The organism is Ignavibacteriales bacterium (assembly GCA_026390795.1).
In the GTDB taxonomy this organism is placed as follows: Bacteria; Bacteroidota; Ignavibacteria; order Ignavibacteriales; family Melioribacteraceae; genus Fen-1258.
In genome coordinates this window covers 1,610,074-1,636,062 of the sequence record JAPLFG010000003.1, presented here as the reverse complement: position 1 = coordinate 1,636,062, position 25,989 = coordinate 1,610,074, and the positions used below count along the sequence as shown (strand labels likewise).

Below are 25,989 nucleotides of genomic sequence, written 5' to 3'. Positions count from 1 at the left end.
TTTATTAACTCGTTGTCTACTTGATCATTATAATTCAAACATCATCTGCAGATATGCATAGCTTGAATTATCCGGAATATCACGCGTAATATTTTTCTTTATAATCTTCCGTAGAATAAAATCGAATATTATCTTTCGTACAGGCTCATATCTTAAATCGAGCGTAAAAGTATTTGTATTAATCCTTTCTCCGTCAAGGAATTCAATACGCACCGGGTCAAGATCGTCGCGATGCGCAACAAATGGGTCACCCCCGGCATTAAATGAGAGGTTTCCTTGTGAATCATAAATATTTTGTCCATGACGCACATATTGATACTCAAAATTGAAACGGATCCATTCATTTAGATTGTATGATAAACGTGTAAATATTTCATCCGAATTGGGTCCAATTTGATGACCAAGGATTTGATTCCATGCTGTATAAGTATTTTTAGGATTCGTATGTGAGTAAACGTACGGGCGAATTCGGGTGTACTCTAATACTACAGATAAATCATTTATTGAAAAAGGTGAATACCAATACAATCCAAATTGATATCCGGTTTTGTTTATGTAGTTAGATAAATCTTGTAAGTTGCCAAGCGGATCATCATCTAAAAAAAATGTTCCCTGGAATTCAAGGTTTTTTATGAAGTGGGTCTGAAAATCCAGCCATAGTGCGCCATTATCTCTATCCTGTAATGACATCTCTTCGAATTTGTAAAAGGCAAATGGATTTAAATATGCAAGATCAATTCCTCTTCCAGAATAAATTATGCTTTCACCAAGTCCAAACTCAATTATATTATCGAAATGAAGTTTAAAACGATTCATTGATATGAACTTGGTGTAGTTTAGATCCCGGTCAATATTATAAACACCCACAGTTGATGCATGCAAAGAAGTAAAATTAAAGACACCGTAATTAAAATCGATTTTCAAGAAATCCAACATCGGGTGATCGCCGGATAAAACTAATTTGCTTCCGTATCCATAGCCAAATTTAATTTTCTCACGCCCTAGCTGAAAGGAAAGTGACATATCTTTCGCCGGCTCTGAGTAATACCGCAGGTATCCCTCGGTAAAATCATAGTTGCCAATGTTTTCGATGTTCTCAACATATTTAAAATTATAAGTTAAGCGCGGATCAAGAGTTGCCGCAAAACTCGAAGAACCGCTTACACCGCCTTTTTGAACAGAAAGACTGTAACCAAGTTTTTCAAAAAGCGTTCCTCTAAAACGAAAACCGATATCATACAGCCAAGCATTGTTAACAAATGGTTTGAAATTCTGACCATATATAGCCCGACCTGTTACATTCAAAAAATAATTAACGCTTTCTCCACGGTAAGCATAAACATATCGTAATTTATTTGATAAAAAATCACTTCCATTTTTAGAGAATCCGTCACCATTACCAAAAAGCTGATAAGTGTTTGTGCTGTCAGCTGCATAATCGTAAAACTCATCTTGAAATTTTTTGAGTAATTTTTTTTCTGTAACACTTAGTTCGTCACTTCGTTTCGTAATAAATTCAAGAGCACGTGTAACTTCTGCTCTAGACATGCCCGGATTATCATCGTGTATATAACCAACAATATTTTTTACACTCATCTCCTTAATGAATGTGTAAACTTGGTTATCAATTGGGACATTTTCCTGCTGGGCAGTTAAGCTAGAAGCAAGAAGTAAGAAGTAAGAAGTGAATAGTATTTTGGAGAATATTTTATTCATAAGTTTATTTACGCTTCCACATTTTTCGGTGCTAAAAATTTATTAAATAGAAGCAAGCCAACAATGGTTGCTACGCCAATCATACTAAAAATAATCCAGAGCATGGTTGGGTTTTTTAATTGATCTACAAAGTGAACGTATAAATTTGCACCAAGCACGCCGCCTATTCCGCTGCCGATTACACCGTATAAAAATGAATACCCTAGATAGAGCGCTTTCTTATCTTCCGGTGCAATTAATCCTACATAACTTATAAATTTTGGATGAGCCGTCATTTCGCCAATTGAGAACACTATCATACCGGCAATAAAAACAAATGGATGGCTCGATATTGCTAATATTCCAATTCCGATTGTTCCTAATGAAATTCCGAAAATCATTGTCGGCAGTGCTTTTTTATTTTTAACAATATTTGAAACAAATAATTGAAGAAGAATTATAGTTCCTCCGTTAATAACAGTAACATGTTCAACATCGAATTTCCAATCTGGATTAGATACAAAAATGGAAAGAATTGAATTCACAAAATTATTTACAGGAGTTTTATCAACGTAATCTTTCATGTACCAAAGGACTGTATCAAATTGCTGAAAGTATAAAACCCAGAATCCGGAATAGATAACAATCATCAGAACAAAGCGGAAATCCTTCAAAACAAAAACAGCTTCTTTCAATACTTGCGGAATAGATTTTGTGTTAACCGGTTTTGGCGGTTCCTTATAAACAAAAAAGTTTAGAATAAGAAGCCAGCCCGTTCCAATAGCTGCCATTATAAAAATATAAGACCACGACATTGATTTGAGCCACGGAATCAGAATCAGAGGAAAAATAAAAGCACCTAGATTAATTGACCAATAGTAAATTCCAAACGCTAATGTTGAGTTTGTCTTATCCGTACTACGAGCAATCGTTCCGGAAATAACAGGTTTAAAAAAACCCGCACCAACAACCATAAATATTAAACTGGCAAATACCAGTGAGTATGCCGTTGCCATACTTGTTAGAAAATAACCAAAACTCATCACAGCGAACGCGAACATGAGAGTTTTGCGGTAGCCAAATCGGTCGGCTAATGCACCGGAAAGAATTGGAAGAAAATATAAAAGAGGCGTTATTGTACTTTTGATGACACCAACGCTTTGTTTGGAAAATCCAAGCCCGCCTTCGCTTGTGCTCATTACCAAATAAACCGAGAGTACAGACATAACACCGTAATACGAACCCCGTTCAAAAAATTCCATTACAATTACTGTCCAGAAATTTTTTGAGAAAGAGCGGAAAATCGATTTTTTAATTTCAGCAGGCTGGTTCATATTAACCCATTGTTTTTGTGAATTGACTGAATTTTGGCTTTGGCAAAGTTAAAATTATATTTTGATAGTTGCTGAGCCGAAAAAAAATAGAATACAGTCACTTAAGATTAGTTGTTTCCTTTGAGATAAATTTTAATTATGCGGATCAATGACATAGATTAAGTCTGCTTTAACTATGATTTGGGAGTTATTAGGAATTAGAGCCTTCTTCATTGATTGGCTCTTACCATGTCTCTGTTGTAGAGCTGCAAATCTTATTATCCGCTGACGACAGATTATTTTCTTCCTTATTTCAAACTGATTTCGCAATACCTTATATTTGACCCATGAATTTTGAGCACCTTCATATTTACAATCCGATTTGAGAGTATCCGGCTGATCTGAAGCCCTCGCCGTGGATTATCCAAAAATTTAATCATCAAAAATATTACCGGAAATTAAATGAGTGTTTTAAAAAATATTCAAAAACGTAAAACCTTTGCAATCATAAGTCACCCTGATGCAGGTAAAACGACATTAACTGAAAAGCTGCTGCTTTATAGCGGCGCAATTCAAATTGCGGGTGCTGTAAAATCGAATAAGATTAAGAAAACGGCAGCTTCCGATTTTCTTGAAATTGAAAAGCAGAGAGGAATCTCAGTAGCAACTTCGGTTCTATCTTTTGAATACAAAAATGCAATTGTAAATCTTTTAGATACACCTGGTCATAAGGATTTTGCGGAAGATACTTACCGCACGCTTACCGCGGTTGACAGCGTTATTCTTGTAATTGATTGTGTTAAGGGAGTTGAAGAACAAACCGAAAAACTGATGCAAGTTTGCAGAATGAGAAATACTCCCGTTATAGTTTTTATTAATAAACTTGATAGAGAAGGAAAAGATCCAATTGCGCTTCTTGATGAACTCGAAAATAAATTATCAATCAACTTACGCCCCTTAAGCTGGCCGTTAGGAATCGGAGCTTCATTCAAAGGCGTCTACAATATTTATAAAAATAGTTTTACATTTTTCCAATCCAACAAACAGCAGATCGAAGACGAGAGCAGAGTTTTCAATTCAATTGAAGACCCGGAATTATTGAATACTTTTGGCGATGGCGCTGTAAAACTGAAAAATGATATTGATCTTGTAGATGGAATTTATGAGGATTTTGATATTGACAAATACAAAGCCGGGCAACAAGCGCCCGTATTTTTCGGAAGCGCTCTAAACAATTTTGGTGTTAAAGAATTATTAGATACATTTATTGAGATTGCCCCGTCTCCAATACCGCGCGAATCAACTAACGGAACTATTCATTTAGAAAACAATGGATTTAGCGGCTTTGTTTTTAAGATTCACGCAAACTTAGATCCGAAACACCGCGACAGAATAGCGTTCTTAAGAATCTGTTCCGGCAAGTTTGAACGCAATAAATTTTACCATCATGTGCGGCTTAAAAGACAAATAAAATTTCCTAACCCCGCTAGTTTTATGGGGCAATCCAAAAGTGTTATTGATGATGCGTATGCCGGTGATGTTATCGGGTTATACGATTCGGGATCATTTAAAATCGGCGACACTTTGACTGATGGCGATGCTTTCATGTTTAAAGGAATCCCAAGTTTTTCTTCAGAGATATTTAGAGAGCTAAGAAACACCGATCCGTTTAAAACGAAACAGCTTGAGAAAGGAATTAGTCAATTAACAGATGAGGGGTTAGCTCAATTGTTTACACAGAATTACGGAAACAGAAAAGTCATTGGGGTTGTTGGTCCGCTCCAATTTGATGTAATCAAATTTAGGCTTCTTCATGAATTCGGCGCGAACTGTGAGTTCATAAATTACCCGTCTTACAAAGCATGCTGGGTTAAATATGAGAACAAAAATGATATCTCAAGCTTGACGAGCTTATGGTCGAACAATCTGTTTTTTGATAAGAACAAAAATTTAGTTTACATAGCGGAGTCTAAGTATTCGCTTGATAGGGCAAAGGAGAAAAATCCAAAAGCTCAATTCCTTTTCAGCATAGAGCATAACGATCTTACACTTGAAATGGAGCAGGTTGCGTAATTAATAATTGCCGGCATCTCAGTTTAATGAAATGCCGGCTAACTAATTTACTTTTTATCAGCAGTGACAGTTATACTAAAAATTCCAATATTATTTTTTCTGAACGATGCAATTTCCGAATCGCTCAAATAATCTCTCAGAACTTCATCCGGCAAGTCAATCACTTTTGTTTTCTTAACTTCAACATTTTTAAACCCGGATTCTGAAATGATGTTTAAATAGTCGTCGTATTGAACAGCTCCAGCAACACATCCGGCATACATTTCAGCAGATTTTTTCAAATTAGCAGGAAGCTCACCTTTAATTACAATATCTGATACACAAAAATGACCTTCCGGTTTAAGAATTCTATAAATCTCTGAGAATGCTTTTTCTTTACTAGGGACAAGATTTAATACACAATTACTTACAACAACATCTGCGTAAGAATCATAGATCGGCAATGCCTCAATTTCACCTAGGTAAAACTCAACATTTTCAAAACCAAGTTTTTTCTTGTTTCTTTTTGCCAAGTCGATCATCTCTTGTGTCATATCAATGCCGATTACATTTCCCTCATCACCCACAAGAGCGCGCGCAACGAAAACATCATTGCCGGCTCCTGAGCCTAAATCCACAACAGTATTCCCTTTTTTAATTCCCGCAAATTCGGTTGGAAGCCCGCAACCTAATCCAAGATCGGCATCTTTCACATAGCCGTCAAGATTGTCGTACTCGTCTTTCATAACAGTATAGCCCACAATTTTGTTTTCCGATCCGCAGCATGAAGGTCCGCAACCACATCCCGAACCATCTACTGCAATCTGACCATACTTTTCTTTTACCATTTCTTTTATTTCTTCTTCTTTCAGTAATTCTTTTTCATCACTGCAACATGTTGGTCCGCAACATGATGATTTTTCTTTTATTTCTTTTTCGTTTTGCATGATAGATCTCCTTCAAAATGTTTGAATAGTTTTTGAATTTTTATAAATGCGTTCAAAAGCATGTCTTGATCGACGCAATAGCATACTTTTGGTCCCTCTATTTCACCTTGAACCAGGCCAACGCGTTTAAGTTCTTTTAGGTGTTGGGAAACCGTTGCTTGCGCAAGCGGAAGCAGATTGACAATATCACCGCACATACAAATGTTTTTTTCCGCGAGTATCTTCAATATTTTTATTCGTGCCGGATGAGAAAGTGCTTTTGAAATATCCGCAAGCTCAATCTCTTCAGCAGTGAATTCTTCCGGTTTCATCTTCGACATTCTAGGCTCCTTTATCGTTCATCGTAAATATACGATAAAGAAATCACGAAACGCAAGAAAATAATTTAATTATTGAATTGTTTGTTTAAATAAATTGGTGTGAGTGGCGTGGGCAACTCAAAGCAGAGACACGGTGATTTGTGTCTCTACTTTCTAAAATACAAAGTCAATTTCTTGACGGCATCTCGCCGGCTTTTTTATCTACAATAACTTTATGATCAAGGTTTGCAGTATGCAATGCAATATTTGAAGAGAGAATTAAAGTCTTAAGAATTTTTTCAAAATTAATTTTCTCTACATCATCGGTCGGTCTGTGGTAATCGGCGCTCATATCATCAAAGAAAAAGACTACCGGAATTCCTTTTTTAGCAAAGTTATAATGATCGCTCCGGTAATAAAATCTGTTTGGATCATTGGGTTCGTCAAATTTATAATTTAAAACAAAATTTACAGTTTTGGAATTCTCCTCTTTCACGATTTCAGCAAATTCAGAACTCAGTTTATCTGATCCGATACAATACAACGAATCAATACTTTCCCGACCAACCATATCCATATTAATATCGGCAACAACATCTTTCATAAAACTACCGTTCTCGGTTGCATACCTAGAACCGAGCAATCCTTTTTCCTCGCCTGTATTAAAAAGAACTATGATCGATCTTTTGTTTTGATTTGCAGATTCCAAAAGCCGAGCCGACTCAAGTACTGCAACTGTTCCGGAACCGTCATCATCGGCACCATTATTTACAACCGATCCTCTTGTTCCAAGATGATCATAGTGGGCGCTTAATACAACAAATTCATTTTTAAGTATTGGATCGGTTCCCTCTATTAACCCTATTACATTTCTCGCATTTACAATTTTTGAAAATGGCTTAATATTATACTTCAGTTTTTTATTGAATTCAAAAGATTGAAAAGTGCTTTTCGTTTTTAAAATTTCATTGATTTTTTCATAAGAATATTTTTCACCGGCAAGCATCTTTTCTGCAGCTACTTCGCCTATTATAAATACCGGGATGTTCTTAGTAAATTCTTGCGGTTCTTTGGATATGAATGAAATTGACGGCTGAGTTGCAAACTCTTTAAACCGATTCCAAAAAGATTTCATTCTCTCATCAACGATAATAAAAACTCCAATGGCACCTTTTTCTTTAGCGAGTTTTACTTTGGATTCTGAGTTAGAATAGGAAGTTGGTTTTTCTCCACTAAAAAAATCATCTTTCTCGCTATATGGCTCTCCGGATAAAATCAATACTGTTTTCCCCTTAACATCAATATTTGCGTAGTCGTCATAATTAAATTCCTTCGCAGTAATTCCATAACCCGCAAATACAATTCCGGTTGTTTGTTCTGCAAAAGAAGAATCTGCCAATCCGCGCCCCGATCTAATAAAATCATCGCCCATAGAAAAATTAGAAATTAGTGCGCCTGAATTATCAACCAGAGTGATTTTTGAATCAAGCCCATAGCCTGAAGAGAGCAGATTAAAGTTTTGGAAGTAAGTCCCGTTATCGCCCATAGGTTGCACATTATATTTTCCCAGCTCGGATGCTATAAAAAGAGAAGCAAGTTTCTCTCCATGTGTTGTTGTCTCTCTTCCTTCAAATTCATCCGATGCCAGGACTTGAAGATTATTTATCAAATATGTGAGACTAGTTTTTTCATCTAATTTAATTTGTGAAAAAATAAATGTTGTATTTAGCAGACAGACAAAAGCAATAATTAGCAACTTGATAAGTTTTGTTTTCATTTCACCCTTCTGATGTTTTGACAATTTTTCGAACACTGAAATTTGATTTAAAGTGGGGGGAAATTAAGAAAATATTTTTACGAATACACATCATTAACAATATTTAACGTGTAATTGAACTTTTGATTAACAATTCAAATTGTTATGTTGTATTTGGAGACATGGTTTAAGAGACCAAAGCGGCGGACTTAGCTGGACACTGCTGTCTCCGTTATTTTCCGCATCGTTAAATTATTTGCACTTTTTTACACTGAAAGGAATTATAATTTTACTCCATTAATATAAAATCCGCATAAAAAAAATTTAACCACTATATATGAGGTAATATGAAAAAAGTATCGGTTCTACTTTGCTCATTATTTTTCGTGCTAAACTTTCTAAATCTCTTTGCCCAAGTTGACGCACGCATGGTACAAAACCCGGATGTTTCAAAAACGAGTATTGTGTTTACTTATGCTGGCGATCTCTGGATTGTTGCCAAAGAAGGAGGCACAGCATTTAAACTAAGTTCGCCTAAAGGGCAGGAGCTTACTCCAAAATTTTCTCCCGATGGCTCCCAGATTGCTTTCAGCGGAATTTACAACAACAATTATGATGTATACGTAATTCCTTCTATGGGCGGAATACCAACAAGAGTTACTCATCATGGTATGGAAGATAGAATTATTGACTGGTATCCGGATGGGAAAAATCTATTATATGTTTCATCAATGAATAGCGGCAAACAACGATTTGACCAATTTTACAAAGTTGGCAAGAGTGGCGGAGCTCCGGAAATACTGCCGATTCCTTACGGTGAAATGGCATCTCTTTCCCCGGATGGAAAAAAGATTGCTTACACTCCTCTTAGCCAGGCTTACAGAACCTGGAAACGGTACCGGGGCGGCTGGCATGCAAATATTTGGATCTTCGACCTTGAAAAGAAAACCGCAGAAAATATCTCGAACAGTCTGACAAATGATGAATTCCCTATGTGGTCTGGAAATAAAATTTATTATCTGTCAGATCGAGGTAAAGATTTGCGGGCAAATATTTGGTCTTACAATATTGACACAAAAGAAAATAAGCAATTAACAAATTTCACCGAATACGATATTCATTTTCCCTCTATCGGTCCATCCGATATTGTTTTTGAAAACGGCGGTAAACTTTATCTGTTAAACCTCGCAGATGAAAAATACAAAGAAGTAAACGTTAACATTGTAACAGACGAATTGACACTGATGCCTAAGACTGAAAATGTATCAAAACTAATTCAGAATGGATGGCTTTCTCCCGATGGAAAACGTGCGCTCATTGAAGCCCGTGGAGATATTTTTTCTGTTCCTGCAGAAAACGGTCCGATATTTAATTTAACCAAAAGTTCCGGTGTTGCGGAAAGATTTCCTGCATGGTCACCCGATGGTAAATATGCAGCTTATTGGAGTGATAAATCTGGCGAGTACGAACTAACGGTTCGAAATTTAAAAAATCCAAATGATGAGAAGAAGTTGACTTCATACGGACCCGGTTACCGGTATCAATTATTTTGGTCGCCGGATAGTAAGATGCTGGCTTTCATTGATAAATCAATGGCAATACAAATTTATGATATGGAAAAGGACAAAACCTATGATGTTGACAAGGCGCTCTACTTCTATCAAGGGAATTTGCAAAACTTCAGTGTAAGCTGGTCTGCAGATAGTAAATGGTTGGCTTACTCACGTGATCTTGATAATCAAAAATCAGCCCTCTTCTTATTTGATGTGAAAGAAGAAAAAACGCATCAGGTCACTTCAGGCTATTACGGCGATTCAAGTCCAGCTTTCGATCCGGACGGAAAATATTTGTATTTCGCAACCAATAGAACTCTTAACCCGGTTTACAGCGACATTGACAATACATTCATTTACCCGAATACTACAAATATTGCAGCCGTTACATTAAATGAAGATATTCTTTCTCCTCTTGCACCAAAGAACGATACAACTTCTATAAAGAAAGAAGAGAAGAAAGACGAGGCGAAAAAAGATGGAAAAGATGAAAAGAAAGAAGGATCCAAAGATGAAAAGAAAACCGATATAAAAGAAAAACCGAAGGAAGTTAAAATCACTCTTGATAATTTTGAGGACAGAATTGTTCTCCTTCCTGCGGCACCCGGCAATTACGGAAATATTGCCGCCGTTTCCGGTAAAGTAATTTATCACAGAATGCCAAACAGCGGTGCGGCTAATAAAAACAAAGCAGTTGTTTATTTTGATCTCGAAGCCCGCGAGGAAAAAACTATTATTGATGACGCAGACGGATTTCAAGTAAGCGCAGATGGAAAAAAGATTCTTCTAGTCAAAGGCAGCAACTTTTCTGTTGTTGATATTGCACCAACACAAAAGATGGAAAAGATGATGCCGACCTCTCAACTTGAAATGACAATTAATCCGAAGGCAGAGTGGAAACAAATCTTTAATGACGTTTGGAGATTTGAACGCGATTTCTTTTATGATCCGAACATGCACGGAGTTGATTGGAACGAAATGCGAACTAATTACGGAAAATTAATTGATAATTGCGTTACTCGCTGGGATGTGAATTTTGTTATCGGTGAATTGATTGCAGAATTGAATTCGTCTCACACTTATAGAGGCGGCGGAGATCTTGAAGAAGCTCCAATGAGAAATGTCGGTTATCTTGGTATCGATTGGGAAATTGCAAACAATGCATACAAAATTAAAAAAATAATTAACGGCGCTCCTTGGGATTCCGAAGTTCGTTCTCCTTTAATGATGCCGGGATTAAAAGTTAAAGAGGGAGATTACATTCTTGAAGTAAATGGCTCACCGTTGGATGTTACACAAGATCCGTGGGCAGCTTTTGGAGGATTGTCAGGTAAAACAATTGAACTAACGATCAACAGCAAGCCAAACATGGAAGGTGCACGTAAAATTTCGGTTGCAACAATTCCGGACGAAACACGATTGAGAAATCTTGCGTGGATTGAATCGAACAGAAAACGGGTTGAAGAAGCAACTAATGGAAAAATCGGTTACATATATGTTCCAAGCACCGGTATTGACGGACAGAATGAATTGATAAGACAATTTGCGGCTCAATTTAAAAAAGAAGGATTGATCATTGATGAACGGTTTAACAACGGCGGACAAATACCCGATCGGTTTATTGAAATACTTGACCGGAAGCCGCTTGCATTTTGGGCAGTACGAGATGGTGAAACGTGGCAATGGCCCCCATTTGCTAATTTCGGTCCCAAAGTAATGTTGATAAACGGATGGAGCGGTTCAGGAGGAGATGCATTCCCCGATTATTTTAGAAAAGCAAAATTGGGTCCTCTTGTTGGAACAAGAACATGGGGCGGATTAATTGGCATAAGCGGCGCACCTGGTCTGATAGATGGAGGAAGTGTAACTGTTCCAACATTCAGAATGTACGACCCTGATGGAAAATGGTTTAAAGAAGGTCACGGTGTAGATCCGGATATTGAAGTAATTGATGACCCGGCGCAACTTTCAAAAGGAATTGATCCCCAGCTCGAAAGAGCAATTCAAGAAGAGATGAAACTTTTAGAAATGAATCCGCCGGTTAATCCAAAACAACCGCCATACGAAAAAAGATAGTTGGCACTAATTATATGTCTCCCTTCTCTTTTGGGAGGGAGACTTTTTTTATTCAAAGAACCAATCCCAAAAATTTTTTTTCTGTTTCGGTGGTTTGTAATCATGCCAGAATTTTGTGTACTTGCTCTGTTCGATTAGACCAATGGGACCTTGATAAATACCCCCGTCTTTAAAACCGTCATAAACCCGAACAGCTATTACATTTTCTTGGTTAAGTTGTAACAAATCTTGAGGAATGAAATATCCACGGAATATCTGATATTCATTTCTTGTATTATAACGTATCGGCTGTCTGTTCATATTTCCAGTAGAGCCGATTAATTTCCCGTTCAGATATACTTCATCAAGATCATCAATTTTTCCCAGCACAAGAACAAATTTTTTGTTTTGGAATTTATCATCTATTTTGAATGATAACCGGTACCATGCGAAGCCATCATAGTCTTGATAGCCTTGGTTTTCCCAAAAGCCTGGAACAAAAATTTTGTCCCAACTCTTTTCATTTAGTTTTACTTCCTTCCAATTATTATCGTCACCGGTTTTAAATTCCCAAACACCGCTTAGATCCAGATCTAATTTCATCAAATCTTTATTTTCATAAAGTCCGATATCTCCTTCAATAATTCCGCCTTCTAATTGAGAATCATACACTCGGATAGCAATTACATTCTCTTTATCTTTAAGAAAATATTTTTCCGGGATATGATATTCGCGCCACGCATTGTAAGCTGTTTTATAATCTGGCGGGAATGACCCGGAAAATCCGATTAGATTGCCATTAAGATAGACTTCATCAACATCATCTATTCTGCCGAGTTTTAATATTACGTTATTGGCCTGTGATGGATAAATAAATACAAAATGTTTTCTGTACCATGCATAACCGTCGTACCCGTGAAATCCTTGATTCTCCCATGAAGAAGGAACTTGAATCGTTTCCCATGAATTGTCATCATAGTTCTGTGCGGCCCAATTCTTATCATCGCCGATAGAAAATTTCCAATTGCCTTTTAGATTTAAAAGGCGTTCCATATTCTGCGAATAAGAAAAGCCGCACATTATTAAGATGAAACCGGTTATAACGAAACCAACTTTAGTTTTCATTGTTCCTTTCCAATTGCTCTGTAAAATTTAGCATTTACTGATGTTAGTTATGCAATTACCATGTAATTTGATGTAAAATATTGTCACAACTACTGACCGGCATGCAGAGTAACCACGGTCTTACTTGTATTGTATTCGTTAACAATTGCATTGCAAATTCTTTTTACTTTTGAATCGCTGTCATTTACCGCTGCAGCATAAATGGCGTCCATTCCTTTTTCGTCACCAATTTTGTAAAGAGCCAATGCAATCAGAACACGCATTTTTGGATCCGTTTCTCTCTTGAATTGATCAACTAAAGTTTCGACTACTTCTGTAATTTCGTATTTCCCTGCAAGGTAGATAGCGCTTTCTCTCAGACCGTTATTTTCCGATTGGATACCGACAATCAAATTTTTAATTGCATTTTCTTTGAACAATGGATTAGCACTTTTTGTACTCTGCCCCATGGTTACCGATGCAAGAACCAGAACCGTCAATACAGTTAATACGGCTTTTTTAATGAATGTGTTGTTTGTACTTTTCATTTCAACCTCCTATGGTTGTTAAGCTTTTTTTAATCTCACCTCTTTAGTCGAAAGGTTTCATAGGGGAGTTGTCAAAGTTGCATCAAGAATTGTAATCGATTGTCACGAAGTAGAACCGGTTTCAATTTGGAATAGGAAGTATAAAACTTGTATTTCTATGCGATTAATTTGTAGCCAATGCCATGGACGGTAATAATTATTTTAGGATTGTTGGGATCGAGTTCTATTTTTTGTCGCAGCTTAACAATGAAATTATCAATAGTACGTGATGTTATATAGACATCTCCCCAAACATTTTTTAGAAGATCATCACGGCTGACGGTTTGGCTCCGTCGTTCATATAAATATTTCAGAAGTTCAAATTCTTTGTGGGATAATTGCACGGAGTTTTCGTCTTCAAATGCATTGTAGCTTGCAAAATGGATTTCAAGTTTACCAATCATTACTATTTCGTTTATTGCTTCCGGTCTTTCCGAACGTCGTAATATTGCCTTGATACGTGCAAGTAATTCTCGCAAGCTGAATGGTTTTGTAACGTAATCGTCAGCACCAAGTTCAAGTCCGACTATTTTATCCACCTCCTCACCTTTTGCCGTAAGAAGGATGATCGGCGTAGAATTTTTCTGTTCACGCGCTCTTCTGCAAACATCAAATCCTGAAAGTTTGGGAAGCATCACGTCAAGTAATACAAGATCAAATTTGTTTTCAAGAATTTTTTTCAAACCGTCTTCACCGTTATCGGAAAAGTCAACTTCGTAGCCTTCGAATTCCAGATTATCTTTCAAACCAAGACGCATATTCGGTTCATCTTCAACGATAAGTAAGCGAGGCATAACTACTCCCTATTTTGTCTGATCTATCGGGAAGATTAATCTGAATGAGCTTCCCTTTCCTATTTCACTTTTTAATTTTATTTCACCCTTGTGGGCGTCAACCATATGTTTAACAAGTGTAAGCCCAAGTCCTGTCCCCTTTGTATTATGTAGATCTACATTGCCTGCGCGGTAAAATTTATCAAATATTTTTTTCTGCTCCTCATTCGAAATACCGACGCCCGAATCTTCGACTTCAATAAATGCTTTGGCGCCTACAAGTCCGGTTCTTAATATAACGCGTTTATTATTGTTGCTATATTTTATTGCGTTGTCTAACAAATTAATAACAGATTCAGAAAGAGCTTCGGGGTCGAGATTGATCTCTATACTGCTGCCGGCAGGTTCAAATAGAAACTCAAAACCTTTCTGTTGTAAATGAAATTTGTAATTGTCGTAAATTTTCCCGGCGATTAGATTTAAATCTGTTTTAGAGAAATTAAATTGCCATTTACCCGCTTCAATTTTGGAGAAAGTTAAAATCTTGTTAACTATTCTACTTAATCTTTCCGTTTCTTGTTGTATGATACCGTAATATTCGTTCCGTTTCTCTTCTGTTGTTATTCGTCCCATAGAGAGTGTTTCTGCAAACATGTTGATTAGCGCAAGCGGTGTTCGCAATTCATGAGAAACATTTGAAACAAAATCACTTTTAATCTGCGCCAACTCAACTTCATGTTTGATGTTTCTATAACCGAACCAGGCAACAATCAGCATTAGAACGGATAGAGCAACAATCATAACTAAATTTGTGTATGTTCTATTCCGTGCCAGACTTTCAATGGTCGTTCCTTTCAGTGCTATTCCAAGCGAATAATTTGGAATGAGCCAAAGGTTATTGCTTCTCTGAATTTTTTGATCGGAAGAATAATCGATCGAGTAAATATTTCTGTTTTTTACCGAATCAAAAACTACGAAAGTAAATTCACTCCTTGCCGCACTCTGAATTTTTGACGCAAGGTTCTGCGTCACAAAATTCAGTTTATTTATTGCCAGCCCGCATAATCTTCCGTCGCTAAGAATGAAAATTAACAATTGAGTTTCATCATCTGATCCTTTTTGAAGAGGTTCAATCTTAAAAAAATTGCTTGCTCTATAGCGGTAAAGACGGGAAATTATTTGCAGATTTTGTTTTAGTATAGCTTGAACCGTTGTATCGTTTTCTTTAAAGGATGATCGATTCAACAAACCGTTTTTTATTAATGTACTGTCGGAAAGAAATATATATACCACCGGGGAGTTGTCATCAAAAAATCGTTTTAAACGATTTGACATCTTAAGTTTAGATCCGTCGCTTTGATCAACGGCAGCTTGAATTTTTGTAGTCCAACTTCGAACTATGTCTTCCGAATATTGATTTACGGAGAACAAAATCGATTCAAGCTGATTTTTATAGATATCTCCTATGATTTTTTCGTTCGCATTTAACGAAATAATTTCTCTAAACGCGAAAAAAATAATTGGAAGACCAATAATTAATATTAGAAAGAGACCGATTTTTTTTATAGGTTTGACCATAGTTCAATCAAGAAAGACTTACGATTGCTTTTGCAAAATATTAAAAACTCTCATCAAAAACTTTCGTCTAATGACGGTCAGTTTCAAACTAATTCGCACAATAAAAATATGGAGTTGTTATGAAATTTTTACGTCTCTTGCTCATCTTTTCAATTGCAATTTCTTCTGTGATTGCGCAAAATAAGGATGAAGCAAAGGAAGGGAAAAAGGAAAAAGACAAACTAAACAGCGGTACATTCAGCGGTTTAAAATTCCGCGGTATTGGTCCCGCTTTTACAAGCGGAAGGATTGCCGACTTTGCGGTTAACCCAAACAATCATAGTGAATATTATGTAGCGACAGCTAGCGGCGGTGTGTGGAAAACAATCAATAACGGAACAACATGGCAGGCGCTTGCAGATACTGTTCAAGCTTATTCAATGGGAGTTGTTGTTATCGATCCGACAAATTCAAATATTGTTTGGCTTGGAACCGGCGAAAATAATCATCAACGTGCGCTTGGTTACGGCTGTGGAGTTTACAAATCATCCGATGGCGGACAAACCTGGAAATTTATGGGTCTAAAGGAATCGCGCCAGATCGGCGGAATTGTTGTTGATCCAAAAAATCCAAATACGGTTTACGTTGCGGCAGAAGGATCTGTTTGGGGACCCGGAGGCGATCGTGGTCTTTATAAAACAATTGACGGCGGAAAAACATGGAGCAAAGTTTTAAACATTAGCGAAAATACAGGCGTTAATAATGTTGTTATGGATCCGCGCGATCCTAATGTTTTATACGCTACATCAGAACAAAGACGCAGACATATCTATACAAAAATCGGCGGCGGTCCTGAAACCGCGGTTTATAAATCAACCGATGCCGGCACTACATGGGAAAAAATTATGAACGGTTTGCCTAAATCCGATATGGGTGGAACCGGAATTGCTATTTCGCCTGCCAATCCCGATGTAGTTTACATTATTGTTGAAGCTGCAGAAGGAGGAGGATTTTACCGTTCTGAAAACCGCGGCGCTTCATGGCAGAAAATGAGCGATCATTTTGCACAAGGGCAATATTATAACGAGATCTATTGCGATCCGAAAAATGTTGATAAAGTTTTTTCTGTGGAAACTGTTACTCAATACACAGAAGACGGAGGCAAAACTTGGAAACCATTTGGCAATAACGACCGCCACGTTGATGACCACGCGTTATGGATCGACCCGACCAGCACAGATCATATAATGATCGGCGGTGACGGCGGCGTTTATGAAACTTTCGATATGGGAAAGAATTTTATTTATAAAAGCAATCTACCTGTTACTCAATTCTACCGTGTGAACACGGATAACGATCTGCCGTTTTATAATATCTATGCAGGAACTCAAGATAATAATAGCTTCGGCGGACCGTCACGTTCAATCCGGGGAATTGGCGTTATAAGTGATGATTGGGTTGTAACAAACGGAGGAGACGGATTCTGGACTGCAATTGATCCTAAGAATCCGGATATCGTTTATGCAGAATCACAATATGGCGGAATGGTTCGTTTTGACCGGAAGAGCGGTGAAGCAATTGACATCAGACCGGAACCTGCCGAAGGTGAAAAAACATTTAAATGGTATTGGGATACTCCGCTCATTCTCAGTCCTCATTCAAACACACGGCTTTACACCGCAGCGGAAAAAGTTTTCAGGAGTGATGACCGGGGTGATTCATGGACAGAAATTAGTGATGACCTTACAACAAAAACAGACCGTAATACATTTCCGGTTATGGGAAAATATTGGAGCATAGATGCCGATGGAAAAGATGTTAGTACTTCTCAATTTGGATTGATTGTTTCTCTAGTTGAATCTGCAAAGAAAGAAAATCTTTTATATGCCGGAACAGATGACGGCTTAATTCAAGTTACGGAAGACGCCAAGACATGGCACAAGATTTCAGATTTTCCCGGCGTTCCAACATATACTTTGGTAAGTGATATTTGTCCTTCCCGTTTTGATGAAAATGTTGTTTACGCTTCTTTCAATAATCACAAACGAGATGATTTTAAACCGTATTTAATTAAGAGTGAAGACAAAGGTAAAACATGGAAATCGATAGCGTCGAATCTTCCTGCTAACGGTGCCGTCAATACAATAGTTGAAGATCCCGTCAATCCGAAATTATTATTTGTCGGAACTGAATGGGGCGTTTTCTTCACAATTGACAGCGGCGAAAAGTGGATTCAATTAAAAGCCGGAATTCCGTTAGTGAAAATCCCCGATATCACAATTCAAGAAAGAGAAAAAGATTTAGTAGTTGCAACATTCGGTCGCGGATTTTATGTACTTGATGATTACTCTCCACTCCGAACCGTTAGCAAAGAATTATTTGAAAAAGACGCTTACATTTTCCCGGTTAAAGATGCTTTGATGTATATCCCTAGCGGTGGACACAGTGCGCAAGGTTCAACTTATTTTAGAGCACCAAATCCGGATTACGGCGCAACCTTTACTTATTACATTAAAGACGTTGCTAAAACAATGAAAGCGGAACGCAAAGAAAAAGAGAAGCCGTTATTCAAAGACGGCAAGCCAATACCTCAACCTTCACTCGAAGTATTACACGAAGAAGAATTAGAAATTGCTCCTTATCTAATTTTCAAGATTACTGATGATGCGGGAAATGTTGTTAGAAAAATAACAAAGTCCGCAAGCGCGGGAATCAATCGTGTTAACTGGGATCTTCGTTATGAAGGAACATCTCCAGTAACAACCGAAAAATTTGAACCGGTTGCTGCGACTGGTGCCGGAGGAAGAAGAGGCGGCGGTTTTGGCGGTGGAGGAATTTTATCCATGCCGGGTAAATACAAAGTATCATTGTATTTAGTTGCGAAGGGTCAAGAGAAAGAACTTGTTCCTCCAACAGAATTCAACGTTGTACCATTGAACAACACAACATTACCCGCAAAAGACAGAGGCGAGTTAGTTGCATTTCAGAAGAAAGCGGCTGAACTTGCACGCACTGCATACGGCGCTCAACATGTTGCAGAAGATCTTGTTAAGAGAACTGAAGCTATCAAACAAGCATTGAACAATACTCCTTCTGCGTCATTTGCTTTATTTAACAGGGCAATGGATATTTCCAAAAACCTGGATAATATTTTAATTGCAATCCGTGGAAGAGAAGGACGCGGAGCCAGTGCCGAAGAAAATCCGCCGGCACCAGTTACTTTGAGTTCAAGACTGCAGACAATGCTTTTCACTTCAATGAGAACAACTACAAATCTCACACAGAATCAAGAAGTTGCTTACAAAACTTTGCATGATGAGATTCAACCGATTATTGAACAGTTGAAAAAAATCAGCGAAGTTGATTTGAAAGCACTCGAAACCGAAATGGAAAAAATTAACGTACCTTGGACACCGGGCAGAATGCCGGAGTTGAAAAAGTAGAATATTTAGTATCCAATAAAATGTTGTAGTTTGAAAAAGAGGCGGTTAATTTGAGCCGCCTCTTTGTTTTTAAAAGATCATCGAGTAAATTCTATCGAGTTCATTCTTCAGTTCATCCAGATTCACATAACGCGCTTTCCGTATAAATTCTTTTCCTTCAAAGAAGAATAAAATTGTTGGAACGGAAAAGATATTTTGTTGAGCTGCCAGCTCTTTTGCCTCTTCGCAATTTACATACGCGAAATTCATTAAAGGAAAATTTTGAACCAGCATTTCAATCAGTTTCGGCTTAAGAACTTTACACACGTTGCAGTCCGGTGTGCTGAAATAAATTGCCGCCGCTTTATTAGATGAAATGAATGAATTGAATTCGGCGGAAGTGAAAAGATCAGTCTGCATTTATTGATGCCGGGATTTCGGCAAGAGCTAAACATTCTCCGGTAAGTAAAATTGATTTACCCAGATTAATTTGATGTAATTTACCATCAAGAGAATCTGCATCAGCAACGAGCGATAGATTATCTATCCTTGTAATTTTTGCAGTGATGTAGGCAGAATTTGATTTAGTCCGCTTATATAAATCCGCTATTTCTTTACTACACTTCAACTCTGCAAAATATTTTATACTGCTTTTAAAATTAACCTTCGCTCTCAAAAAATAATTTCCTTCTTTTTGAGAAACTCCTATAAGAGTTGAATCGAGTAGAACCGGGCATGAGTAGATATTGTTGGAAGCCATATCAAAGTCTTCAGCAGCATATTCAAAGCGCAGGAGATTGGCAATCTCTTTTTTTGAGGAATTAAGTTGATCGCTTGTGGAAAAGTTATTCTTCTCGGCACAATTAGTCAAAGTGCTCAATGAGACCGTGATGTAAGCGAGTAACAAACAGCCCGAAAATATTTTACCGGACAATTTCATAAAGCTTTTTTCAGCTTTTGCCTTTCTTTTCAAATTCTTCTTTACTTACAATTCTTTTTTCGCAAATCCGGTATTCATGAATGTCAAAATATTTTTTCAACCCGTTTGAATATTTTTCAATATTCGGGACTCTCACATAACCATCTTTTAATTCGCCCGTCTTACGGTTCTTAAATTTGATGTTTACTAAAAGATCTTCCGGCATGAATAAATCCTTGAATTTCTGACATGCAAAAATAGGTCTGAAATTTGGATTTTTCAAATTGGAAAAGCTTTTAATGCTTGCGAATTTTTGTTTAGGACGAATGATCGGTTGTGATGAACCACTCGCCGTTGATTTTTTTCCAGATAAGGGTGAAATATCCCCCGGCTTTTTCTTTTCGATCGAGATCCCACTTCCCTATCATGAAAACGCTGTTTTTGTTCAATGATTCAAGGGAAATCACTTTAAATATTAGTGTGCCCATTACTTCTTTGTTCGGATAACCTTTTTTATAAGATTCGAATGTGGCGTTCCATCCGTAATTAATTCCGCTTTTTCCAATAAATCTGGTTGAATCGGATTTCCAATAACCTCTCATATATCCGGCTAAGTCTCCGTTATTCCAGCAAATGCGCTGTTGTTCAAGAACATTTAAGATAGCGGTTCTATCAATATCGGAAAGAATTTGTGCTTTTAATGACATAACCGAAATAAGTATGGCTAATAGAAAATATTTTTTCATGATGATTCCGAAATTTTAAATCGAATTCTCAACACACCATTATCAAAATTAGTCGAGATTATCTTAAATCCACCTATAGCTTTTGTTGAGGTAATGTGTGAACCGCTACATAAACATTTATCATAATCGCCGATACGAATCACTCGTAATGAATCTCCGGCTTCTTCAGGCAAACGGGAAAGATTAAAAGCTTTTTCGGCTTCTTCACGTTTTATAAATTCCTCGGTTACGGGAAGATCTTCCGAAATTACAGAATTAATTTTTTCCTCTATAGATTGGATTTCTTGAGGCGTTAAATCACGGTCAAAATGATAATCGCATTTTGATTTTTTCTTTTCAATATGCGCACTAAAAGAACGTCCCCATCCAAACATTTTATCCATTGTCCCGTTGAGAAGATGCTCTGCTGTATGCATCGGCGGGTAATATTCTTTCGGGTTTTCGTTGTATTCCATAAATAATACTCGATTCTAGATAGATGTTTTTGAATTCAAAATAATTGTCTTGCTCATGATCGTGTTCATACTTTTGATCAAGATTGAGATCACGAGCAAGATTTTAAATTACTAATCTTTATTCGTATCTAGTTCTTTTCCCAATAAATATCTAAACCAAAATTGAACACGTTCACGTGTTGCATGCGGCATTCCAACACCGTGACGGAAGTTGGGATAGAGCATCATTTCGAAATCTTTATTCTGTTTTTGTAATTCGGTGATAAACTGAATTGAATTTTGCATGTGAACATTATCATCAATTGTTCCATGCGTAATTAATACCATGCCTTTGTAATTTTTAACATAATTCAATACGGAACCGTCTTTGTAACCATCCGGATTTTCTGCCGGTGTATCCATATAACGTTCCGTATATACGTTATCATAAAGCTTCCAATCCATCACGCCATATTCAGCAATTCCGTAGTTAAAATAATCCGCTGCTTTAGTCATGGCAAGCGCGCTGACGTAACCGCCATAACTTCCGCCGGTAATTCCAATTTTTGTTGTATCAATAAATGATTTTGTTTTCAACCATTTCGCTGCTGCTATATAATCATGCATTTCCCATTTACCTAGATTGCGGTACATCAAAGCAACTCCTTTTTTCCCAAAATGTCCCGCGCCACGATGATCGACCGAGATCGAAATTATTCCATGTTGAGCAAGATAACTTTGAGCCAGTCCCATTGAAAAGGCATTTCTAACTGACGGAGAATTTGGTCCGCCGTATTCATTAAAAATTACTGCATATTTTTTATTCGGATCAAAATCGGCAGGTAAAGACCAGATTGCCGGCAGGTCATATCCATCGCCGGAAGGAATTGTGAACAGCTCAACTTTTGCCAGTGCGTAATCATCATATTGGTTGCTTTTAGTATCGCTAAGCGTTCTAACAAGTTTGCCGTCCATCTTAAAAAGTTCAGTTTTAAAAGGAGTAGTTATATTGGTGTAAGTATCAATATAATATTTTCCTTTTGGAGAAACTGATGCTGAATGCGTCCCGGGAGTTGTAGTTATTTGTTTCAATCCTTTCCCGTCAAGACCAACAACACAGAGATATTTATCTGTATTATTTTTCATTGGACTGTGGAAATAAACTTTTTTATTGGCTTCATCAACATAAGCGATATCTGTTACCTGCCAGTCTCCTTGCGTTAATCTCTTAATCAATTTTCCATTTAAATCGTAGTAGTAAAGATGATCCCATCCATCAACGTTTGACCGCAGTAAAAATCCGCTTCCATTTTCAAAGAAGTAGATATCTTCAAACCATTCAACCCACTCTTTTTGTTTTTCGTTATAGATCTCGGTCTTCTTTCCAGAATTAGTGTCAATCCAATAAAGAATAATATTGTCCTGTGCGCGGTTCATCCATTGAACAGTTAGTTTGTTGTCTTTGGTCCATGTCGGCCATGCAATATATTGATCTGCCTTCTCATCAAAATCTGCCCATGTGATTTTTCTATCGGCAATATTAGCAATTCCAAATTTTACATAAGGATTGGGATCGCCAGGTTTTGGATAACGCTGATGCTCTAATTCACCATGCACTCCATCTGCATGATAAATTGGAAAATCGGGCACTGGATTATCATCGGTGTGTAAGAATGCAATTTTATCACTTTTGGGAGACCACCAGAAAGCGGAATAAGCGGTGCCTCTTCCTAAAATCTCTTCCATATATACCCATGAAGCCCAGCCATTATATATTAGGTCGGTTCCATCATTTGTAAGCTGAGTTTCTTTTTCAGAATCAATATCGAATACATATAAATTATTATTCTTAACATATGCGACTTTCTTGCCGTCAGGAGATAGTTTTGCAACTTTTTCTACAGCGTCATCTTTGGTCAATTGCTTAAATGAATTTTCCGAACGGGAATAGAAATAAAGATTGTTTTTAGAAAAGAAAAGATAATTGTTATAATCTTTTGTCATTCCAAGAGGTCGGTCAATACTAAATCCTTCTGGCAGCTGAACTGAACTGTTATCAATATAAACTTCCGATTTACCGTCTGCAGCATTTGTTTTCATCAACACAGGTTTTGAATCCGTCTTAGCCGGATCCGATTTCATCTCAAGATAATGATCTTCATCTACCCAGCCCAATTCACCACGACCGAACATTCCCATTCTGCCGCGCATACCGCCGCTTTCATAAACTTGTTTATAAGTCAGTTTCTTGTTTTGTGCGGATATCTCGGAAAGACTGAATACAAATCCAATAGCAAAAAGGAAAAGTATTAAAAATAATTTTTGATGATTCATCTGTTCTCCAAATTCTGTTTTGAGAGTATCAATTAAAAATTATAAAAAAAATTTACCTCAACCTATTTAATAAATGTTAAAAAACTGGTTGCCGGCTTACCATGCGTATGCCTCAGGCGCTTGATTTCCGGGACCGGGCCAAATTACATCCAGTTTTTTCATTATGTCATCGGTTAATTTAATTTCAAGTGCTGCCGCATTTTCATTTAGCTGATCTATGGTTCGAGGACCTACGATTGGGGATGTTACAACCGGATTGTTTAGAGCCCATGCGAGGGCAACGTCCGCCGGTTTGAGATTAATCTCCTTACACAAATTTTCGTAAGCTTCAATCTGCGGACGAAGTTTTTCAACTGATTTCTGTAACGGCTCTCTTAATCGTCTTCCTTCTTTTCCTTTTTCCAATACACCGCAAAGAATTCCACCACCTAAAGGGCTCCATGGAATAAGTCCTATTCCAAAATTTTTGCACGCCGGAATGACTTCTAGCTCTATTTGACGGTTGCGTAAACTATAGATGCTTTGTTCGGAAACTATTCCTAGAAAATTTCTTTTTTCTGCTTTGTAAAATGATTCGGCAATATTCCAAGCTGCGAAGTTGCTGCTGCCGACATATATAATTTTACCTTCTTTAACTAATTGTTCCATTGCCTGAAATATTTCTTCCCATGGTGTACTCCGGTCGATATGATGCATCTGGTAAAGGTCAATATGATCTGTCTTCATTCTTTTCAGGCTCTCTTCGCAAGCTTTTCGGATATGATAGGCGGATAGCTTCGATTCATTGGGTGCGCTTCCCATATTGCCATAAACTTTTGTGGCAAGAACTATCTTATCACGACGCGTTTTATCTTCCGAAAGCCAATTACCGATTATCTTTTCTGTATTGCCAACACCGCCGGCATCCCACATTGCGCCGTATACATTTGCCGTATCAAAAAAATTGATTCCGAGTTCAAGAGCACGATTCATAATTTTAAAACTATCGGATTCGTTTGTGTACGGACCGAAGTTCATTGTTCCAAGACAAAGTTTGCTAACTTTTAATCCGGTTCTTCCTAAAAATGTGTACTCCATTTCTTCTTCCTTTCTATTAAAAATTTTTTGTAGCTAAATCTACAAAAGAAACCGCTGAATGTTCCAGAAAGTTAAATAGCGAATTATATAGAAACTTTTCGAGATCTAAAATTTCATTTTTCCCAAAATCTATTTTTGTCACCTAATGGTAGTTCAAGGAAGTCCATCAAAGACTTTCACGTCTCATAAAATTCTTAATTGTGATACAGCCCACGGTTTATAATATATTAACAACTTAAGCATTGACTTAATTATTTCAGCAATTATATTTGTCATGTAGTTTTTGATTGATCAGAGGGGGAAGTACTCGGCTGGGCTTCCCTTTTTGAAATTTTAGAGAAAGGATTTGTAAATGACTTTATCAGCAATTGTTTATACATCAGTTAGTATTTTTTTCTCGCTTTGTTTTATATTGATAATTTCAACGTACATTATCAGTAAAACAAGGAAAGAGAAAAAAAGTTATTCCGATTTCTCTTCAAAAAACTACAGTTCTTATTAAGCGCCAATACACCGAGATCTGTAAGATATAATCCTTCGTTTCAACACAAATACATTTTATTCTTTTAGAAGATTTTCATCATTTCCTATTTTGATCAAAAAATATTCTTCTCAATTCATTTTACTAAGATTAATTCCTTACCTTTCATTTATTTGTTCTAGGAAAATTAATTTTTTGTCGCAATAAAAGTTGAAATCGTACTTTAAAACAACGAAATTATAATTAAGGCATTAGCGGCTGTAGCTCAGTTGGGAGAGTCCCGCATTGAGGGATTCGCGACAAGTTACCGCTTATAATTTTTTGTCGTTTTTATATTTGAAATGTTTTATTAGGGGCTGTAGCTCAGTTGGGAGAGCACTTCGTTCGCAACGAAGGGGTCGAGGGTTCGAATCCCTTCAGCTCCACATTATTCAGATTCATACAATTAATTAAACTTGTTAAGGAGAATAGCATGGATACCATCGATAATCTAAATCTCGATTCCAATTCGACAAGTGTCAATCCGCCTTCAATGTTTCAATATAATTTTGAAAAGATGACGAACGATATGAAGTTCGTAGGAATGTTCGCCATTATATATGGTGCAATCACGTGTATATCAATAATTGGCGCATTACTAGGTGTTCCGATTATTTTCATCGGTTTACGAATGCGAGAAGCGGCAGATCAATTTTCAAATTTTAGAGTAACAAACAGTGCGGCATCTATGCGTGCCGGGTTTGAACTTCAAGGAAAGTTTTTTCATATTCTTAAAATCCTCGTCATCATTCAAATCGTAATGATTATTCTGGGCATTGTTTTCCTGATATTTTTTATTGCATATTTCATGAGTCTATTCTCACAGTATTCGATCCCTTCATAGAA

20 protein-coding genes and 1 tRNA gene are annotated in these 25,989 nt (G+C 37.1%); 5 read left to right on the top strand and 16 right to left on the bottom strand.

The genetic code is table 11. From position 1 onward, the window contains the following. Positions 1 to 27: 27 nt before the first annotated feature. Together NTX65_10805 and NTX65_10800 are read right to left on the bottom strand one after the other, a co-directional pair. Positions 28 to 1,716, bottom strand: a complete 1,689-nt coding sequence (locus tag NTX65_10805) for a hypothetical protein (protein MCX6169821.1) — start codon at positions 1,714 to 1,716, stop codon at positions 28 to 30. 8 nt (positions 1,717 to 1,724) lie between these two features. Beyond that, positions 1,725 to 3,029, bottom strand: a complete 1,305-nt coding sequence (locus NTX65_10800) for an MFS transporter (protein MCX6169820.1) — start codon at positions 3,027 to 3,029, stop codon at positions 1,725 to 1,727. Between the two features lie 441 nt (positions 3,030 to 3,470). Here NTX65_10800 and NTX65_10795 point away from each other — a divergent pair, with 441 nt between their 5' ends. Beyond that, positions 3,471 to 5,081, top strand: a complete 1,611-nt coding sequence (locus NTX65_10795; GenBank protein ID MCX6169819.1) for a peptide chain release factor 3 — start codon at positions 3,471 to 3,473, stop codon at positions 5,079 to 5,081. A gap of 47 nt (positions 5,082 to 5,128) precedes the next feature. Here the strand turns inward: NTX65_10795 and arsM are convergent, their stop codons facing one another. From arsM to NTX65_10780, 3 genes are all read right to left on the bottom strand, one after another. Further along, a complete protein-coding gene (gene arsM, locus NTX65_10790; protein MCX6169818.1) occupies positions 5,129 to 6,007 on the bottom strand; it encodes an arsenite methyltransferase in 879 nt (292 codons plus the stop codon). Then, complete coding sequence (locus NTX65_10785) at positions 5,986 to 6,327, bottom strand: metalloregulator ArsR/SmtB family transcription factor (protein MCX6169817.1); 342 nt, start codon at positions 6,325 to 6,327, stop codon at positions 5,986 to 5,988. The genes arsM and NTX65_10785 overlap by 22 nt, the downstream gene beginning before the upstream one ends. A 166-nt stretch (positions 6,328 to 6,493) precedes the next feature. Further along, positions 6,494 to 8,083: a M20/M25/M40 family metallo-hydrolase gene (locus tag NTX65_10780; GenBank protein MCX6169816.1), complete on the bottom strand. Its 1,590-nt coding sequence runs from the start codon at positions 8,081 to 8,083 to the stop codon at positions 6,494 to 6,496. Positions 8,084 to 8,409: 326 nt separating this feature from the next. Between NTX65_10780 and NTX65_10775 the strand changes: the two genes are divergently transcribed. Then, positions 8,410 to 11,691 (top strand): PDZ domain-containing protein, encoded by a 3,282-nt coding sequence (locus NTX65_10775; GenBank protein ID MCX6169815.1) that lies wholly within the window; start codon positions 8,410 to 8,412, stop codon positions 11,689 to 11,691. A 48-nt stretch (positions 11,692 to 11,739) separates the two neighbouring features. Here NTX65_10775 and NTX65_10770 read toward each other — a convergent pair whose 3' ends face one another. The 4 genes from NTX65_10770 to NTX65_10755 form a co-directional block, all read right to left on the bottom strand. Then, entirely contained in the window at positions 11,740 to 12,795 is a 1,056-nt protein-coding gene (locus NTX65_10770) for a hypothetical protein (protein MCX6169814.1), read from the bottom strand. A gap of 89 nt (positions 12,796 to 12,884) precedes the next feature. Beyond that, positions 12,885 to 13,322: a HEAT repeat domain-containing protein gene (locus tag NTX65_10765; protein MCX6169813.1), complete on the bottom strand. Its 438-nt coding sequence runs from the start codon at positions 13,320 to 13,322 to the stop codon at positions 12,885 to 12,887. Positions 13,323 to 13,477: 155 nt separating this feature from the next. Beyond that, positions 13,478 to 14,155: a response regulator transcription factor gene (locus NTX65_10760; protein MCX6169812.1), complete on the bottom strand. Its 678-nt coding sequence runs from the start codon at positions 14,153 to 14,155 to the stop codon at positions 13,478 to 13,480. 9 nt (positions 14,156 to 14,164) lie between these two features. Continuing rightward, positions 14,165 to 15,712 carry an ATP-binding protein gene (locus NTX65_10755; GenBank protein MCX6169811.1) on the bottom strand — a complete coding sequence of 516 codons (1,548 nt, stop codon included), beginning with the start codon at positions 15,710 to 15,712 and terminating at the stop codon, positions 14,165 to 14,167. 119 nt (positions 15,713 to 15,831) lie between these two features. On the opposite strand from NTX65_10755, the gene NTX65_10750 reads away from it, so the two are divergent. Continuing rightward, positions 15,832 to 19,134 carry a glycosyl hydrolase gene (locus tag NTX65_10750; protein MCX6169810.1) on the top strand — a complete coding sequence of 1,101 codons (3,303 nt, stop codon included), beginning with the start codon at positions 15,832 to 15,834 and terminating at the stop codon, positions 19,132 to 19,134. Between the two features lie 69 nt (positions 19,135 to 19,203). On the opposite strand, the gene NTX65_10745 is transcribed toward NTX65_10750, so the two are convergent. The 7 genes from NTX65_10745 to NTX65_10715 all read right to left on the bottom strand — a co-directional run bounded on the left by NTX65_10745 (position 19,204) and on the right by NTX65_10715 (position 24,623). Further along, entirely contained in the window at positions 19,204 to 19,533 is a 330-nt protein-coding gene (locus NTX65_10745) for a thioredoxin family protein (protein ID MCX6169809.1), read from the bottom strand. Continuing rightward, a complete protein-coding gene (locus tag NTX65_10740; protein MCX6169808.1) occupies positions 19,523 to 20,053 on the bottom strand; it encodes a hypothetical protein in 531 nt (176 codons plus the stop codon). Before NTX65_10740 ends, NTX65_10745 begins: the two co-directional genes overlap by 11 nt. A 10-nt stretch (positions 20,054 to 20,063) precedes the next feature. Further along, complete coding sequence (locus NTX65_10735) at positions 20,064 to 20,258, bottom strand: hypothetical protein (protein ID MCX6169807.1); 195 nt, start codon at positions 20,256 to 20,258, stop codon at positions 20,064 to 20,066. 91 nt (positions 20,259 to 20,349) lie between these two features. Continuing rightward, positions 20,350 to 20,778, bottom strand: a complete 429-nt coding sequence (locus NTX65_10730; GenBank protein MCX6169806.1) for a nuclear transport factor 2 family protein — start codon at positions 20,776 to 20,778, stop codon at positions 20,350 to 20,352. Further along, on the bottom strand, positions 20,775 to 21,233 hold the full coding sequence (locus NTX65_10725) for a hypothetical protein (protein MCX6169805.1): 459 nt from the start codon (positions 21,231 to 21,233) through the stop codon (positions 20,775 to 20,777). The genes NTX65_10730 and NTX65_10725 overlap by 4 nt, the downstream gene beginning before the upstream one ends. A 111-nt stretch (positions 21,234 to 21,344) precedes the next feature. Next, a complete protein-coding gene (locus NTX65_10720; GenBank protein ID MCX6169804.1) occupies positions 21,345 to 23,546 on the bottom strand; it encodes a S9 family peptidase in 2,202 nt (733 codons plus the stop codon). 96 nt (positions 23,547 to 23,642) lie between these two features. Next, positions 23,643 to 24,623: an aldo/keto reductase gene (locus NTX65_10715; protein MCX6169803.1), complete on the bottom strand. Its 981-nt coding sequence runs from the start codon at positions 24,621 to 24,623 to the stop codon at positions 23,643 to 23,645. 833 nt (positions 24,624 to 25,456) lie between these two features. Between NTX65_10715 and NTX65_10710 the strand changes: the two genes are divergently transcribed. Beyond that, positions 25,457 to 25,529 (top strand) — tRNA-Ala (locus NTX65_10710). 47 nt (positions 25,530 to 25,576) lie between these two features. After that, a complete protein-coding gene (locus NTX65_10705; protein MCX6169802.1) occupies positions 25,577 to 25,987 on the top strand; it encodes a DUF5362 domain-containing protein in 411 nt (136 codons plus the stop codon). The last annotated feature ends 2 nt before the right edge of the window (positions 25,988 to 25,989 follow it).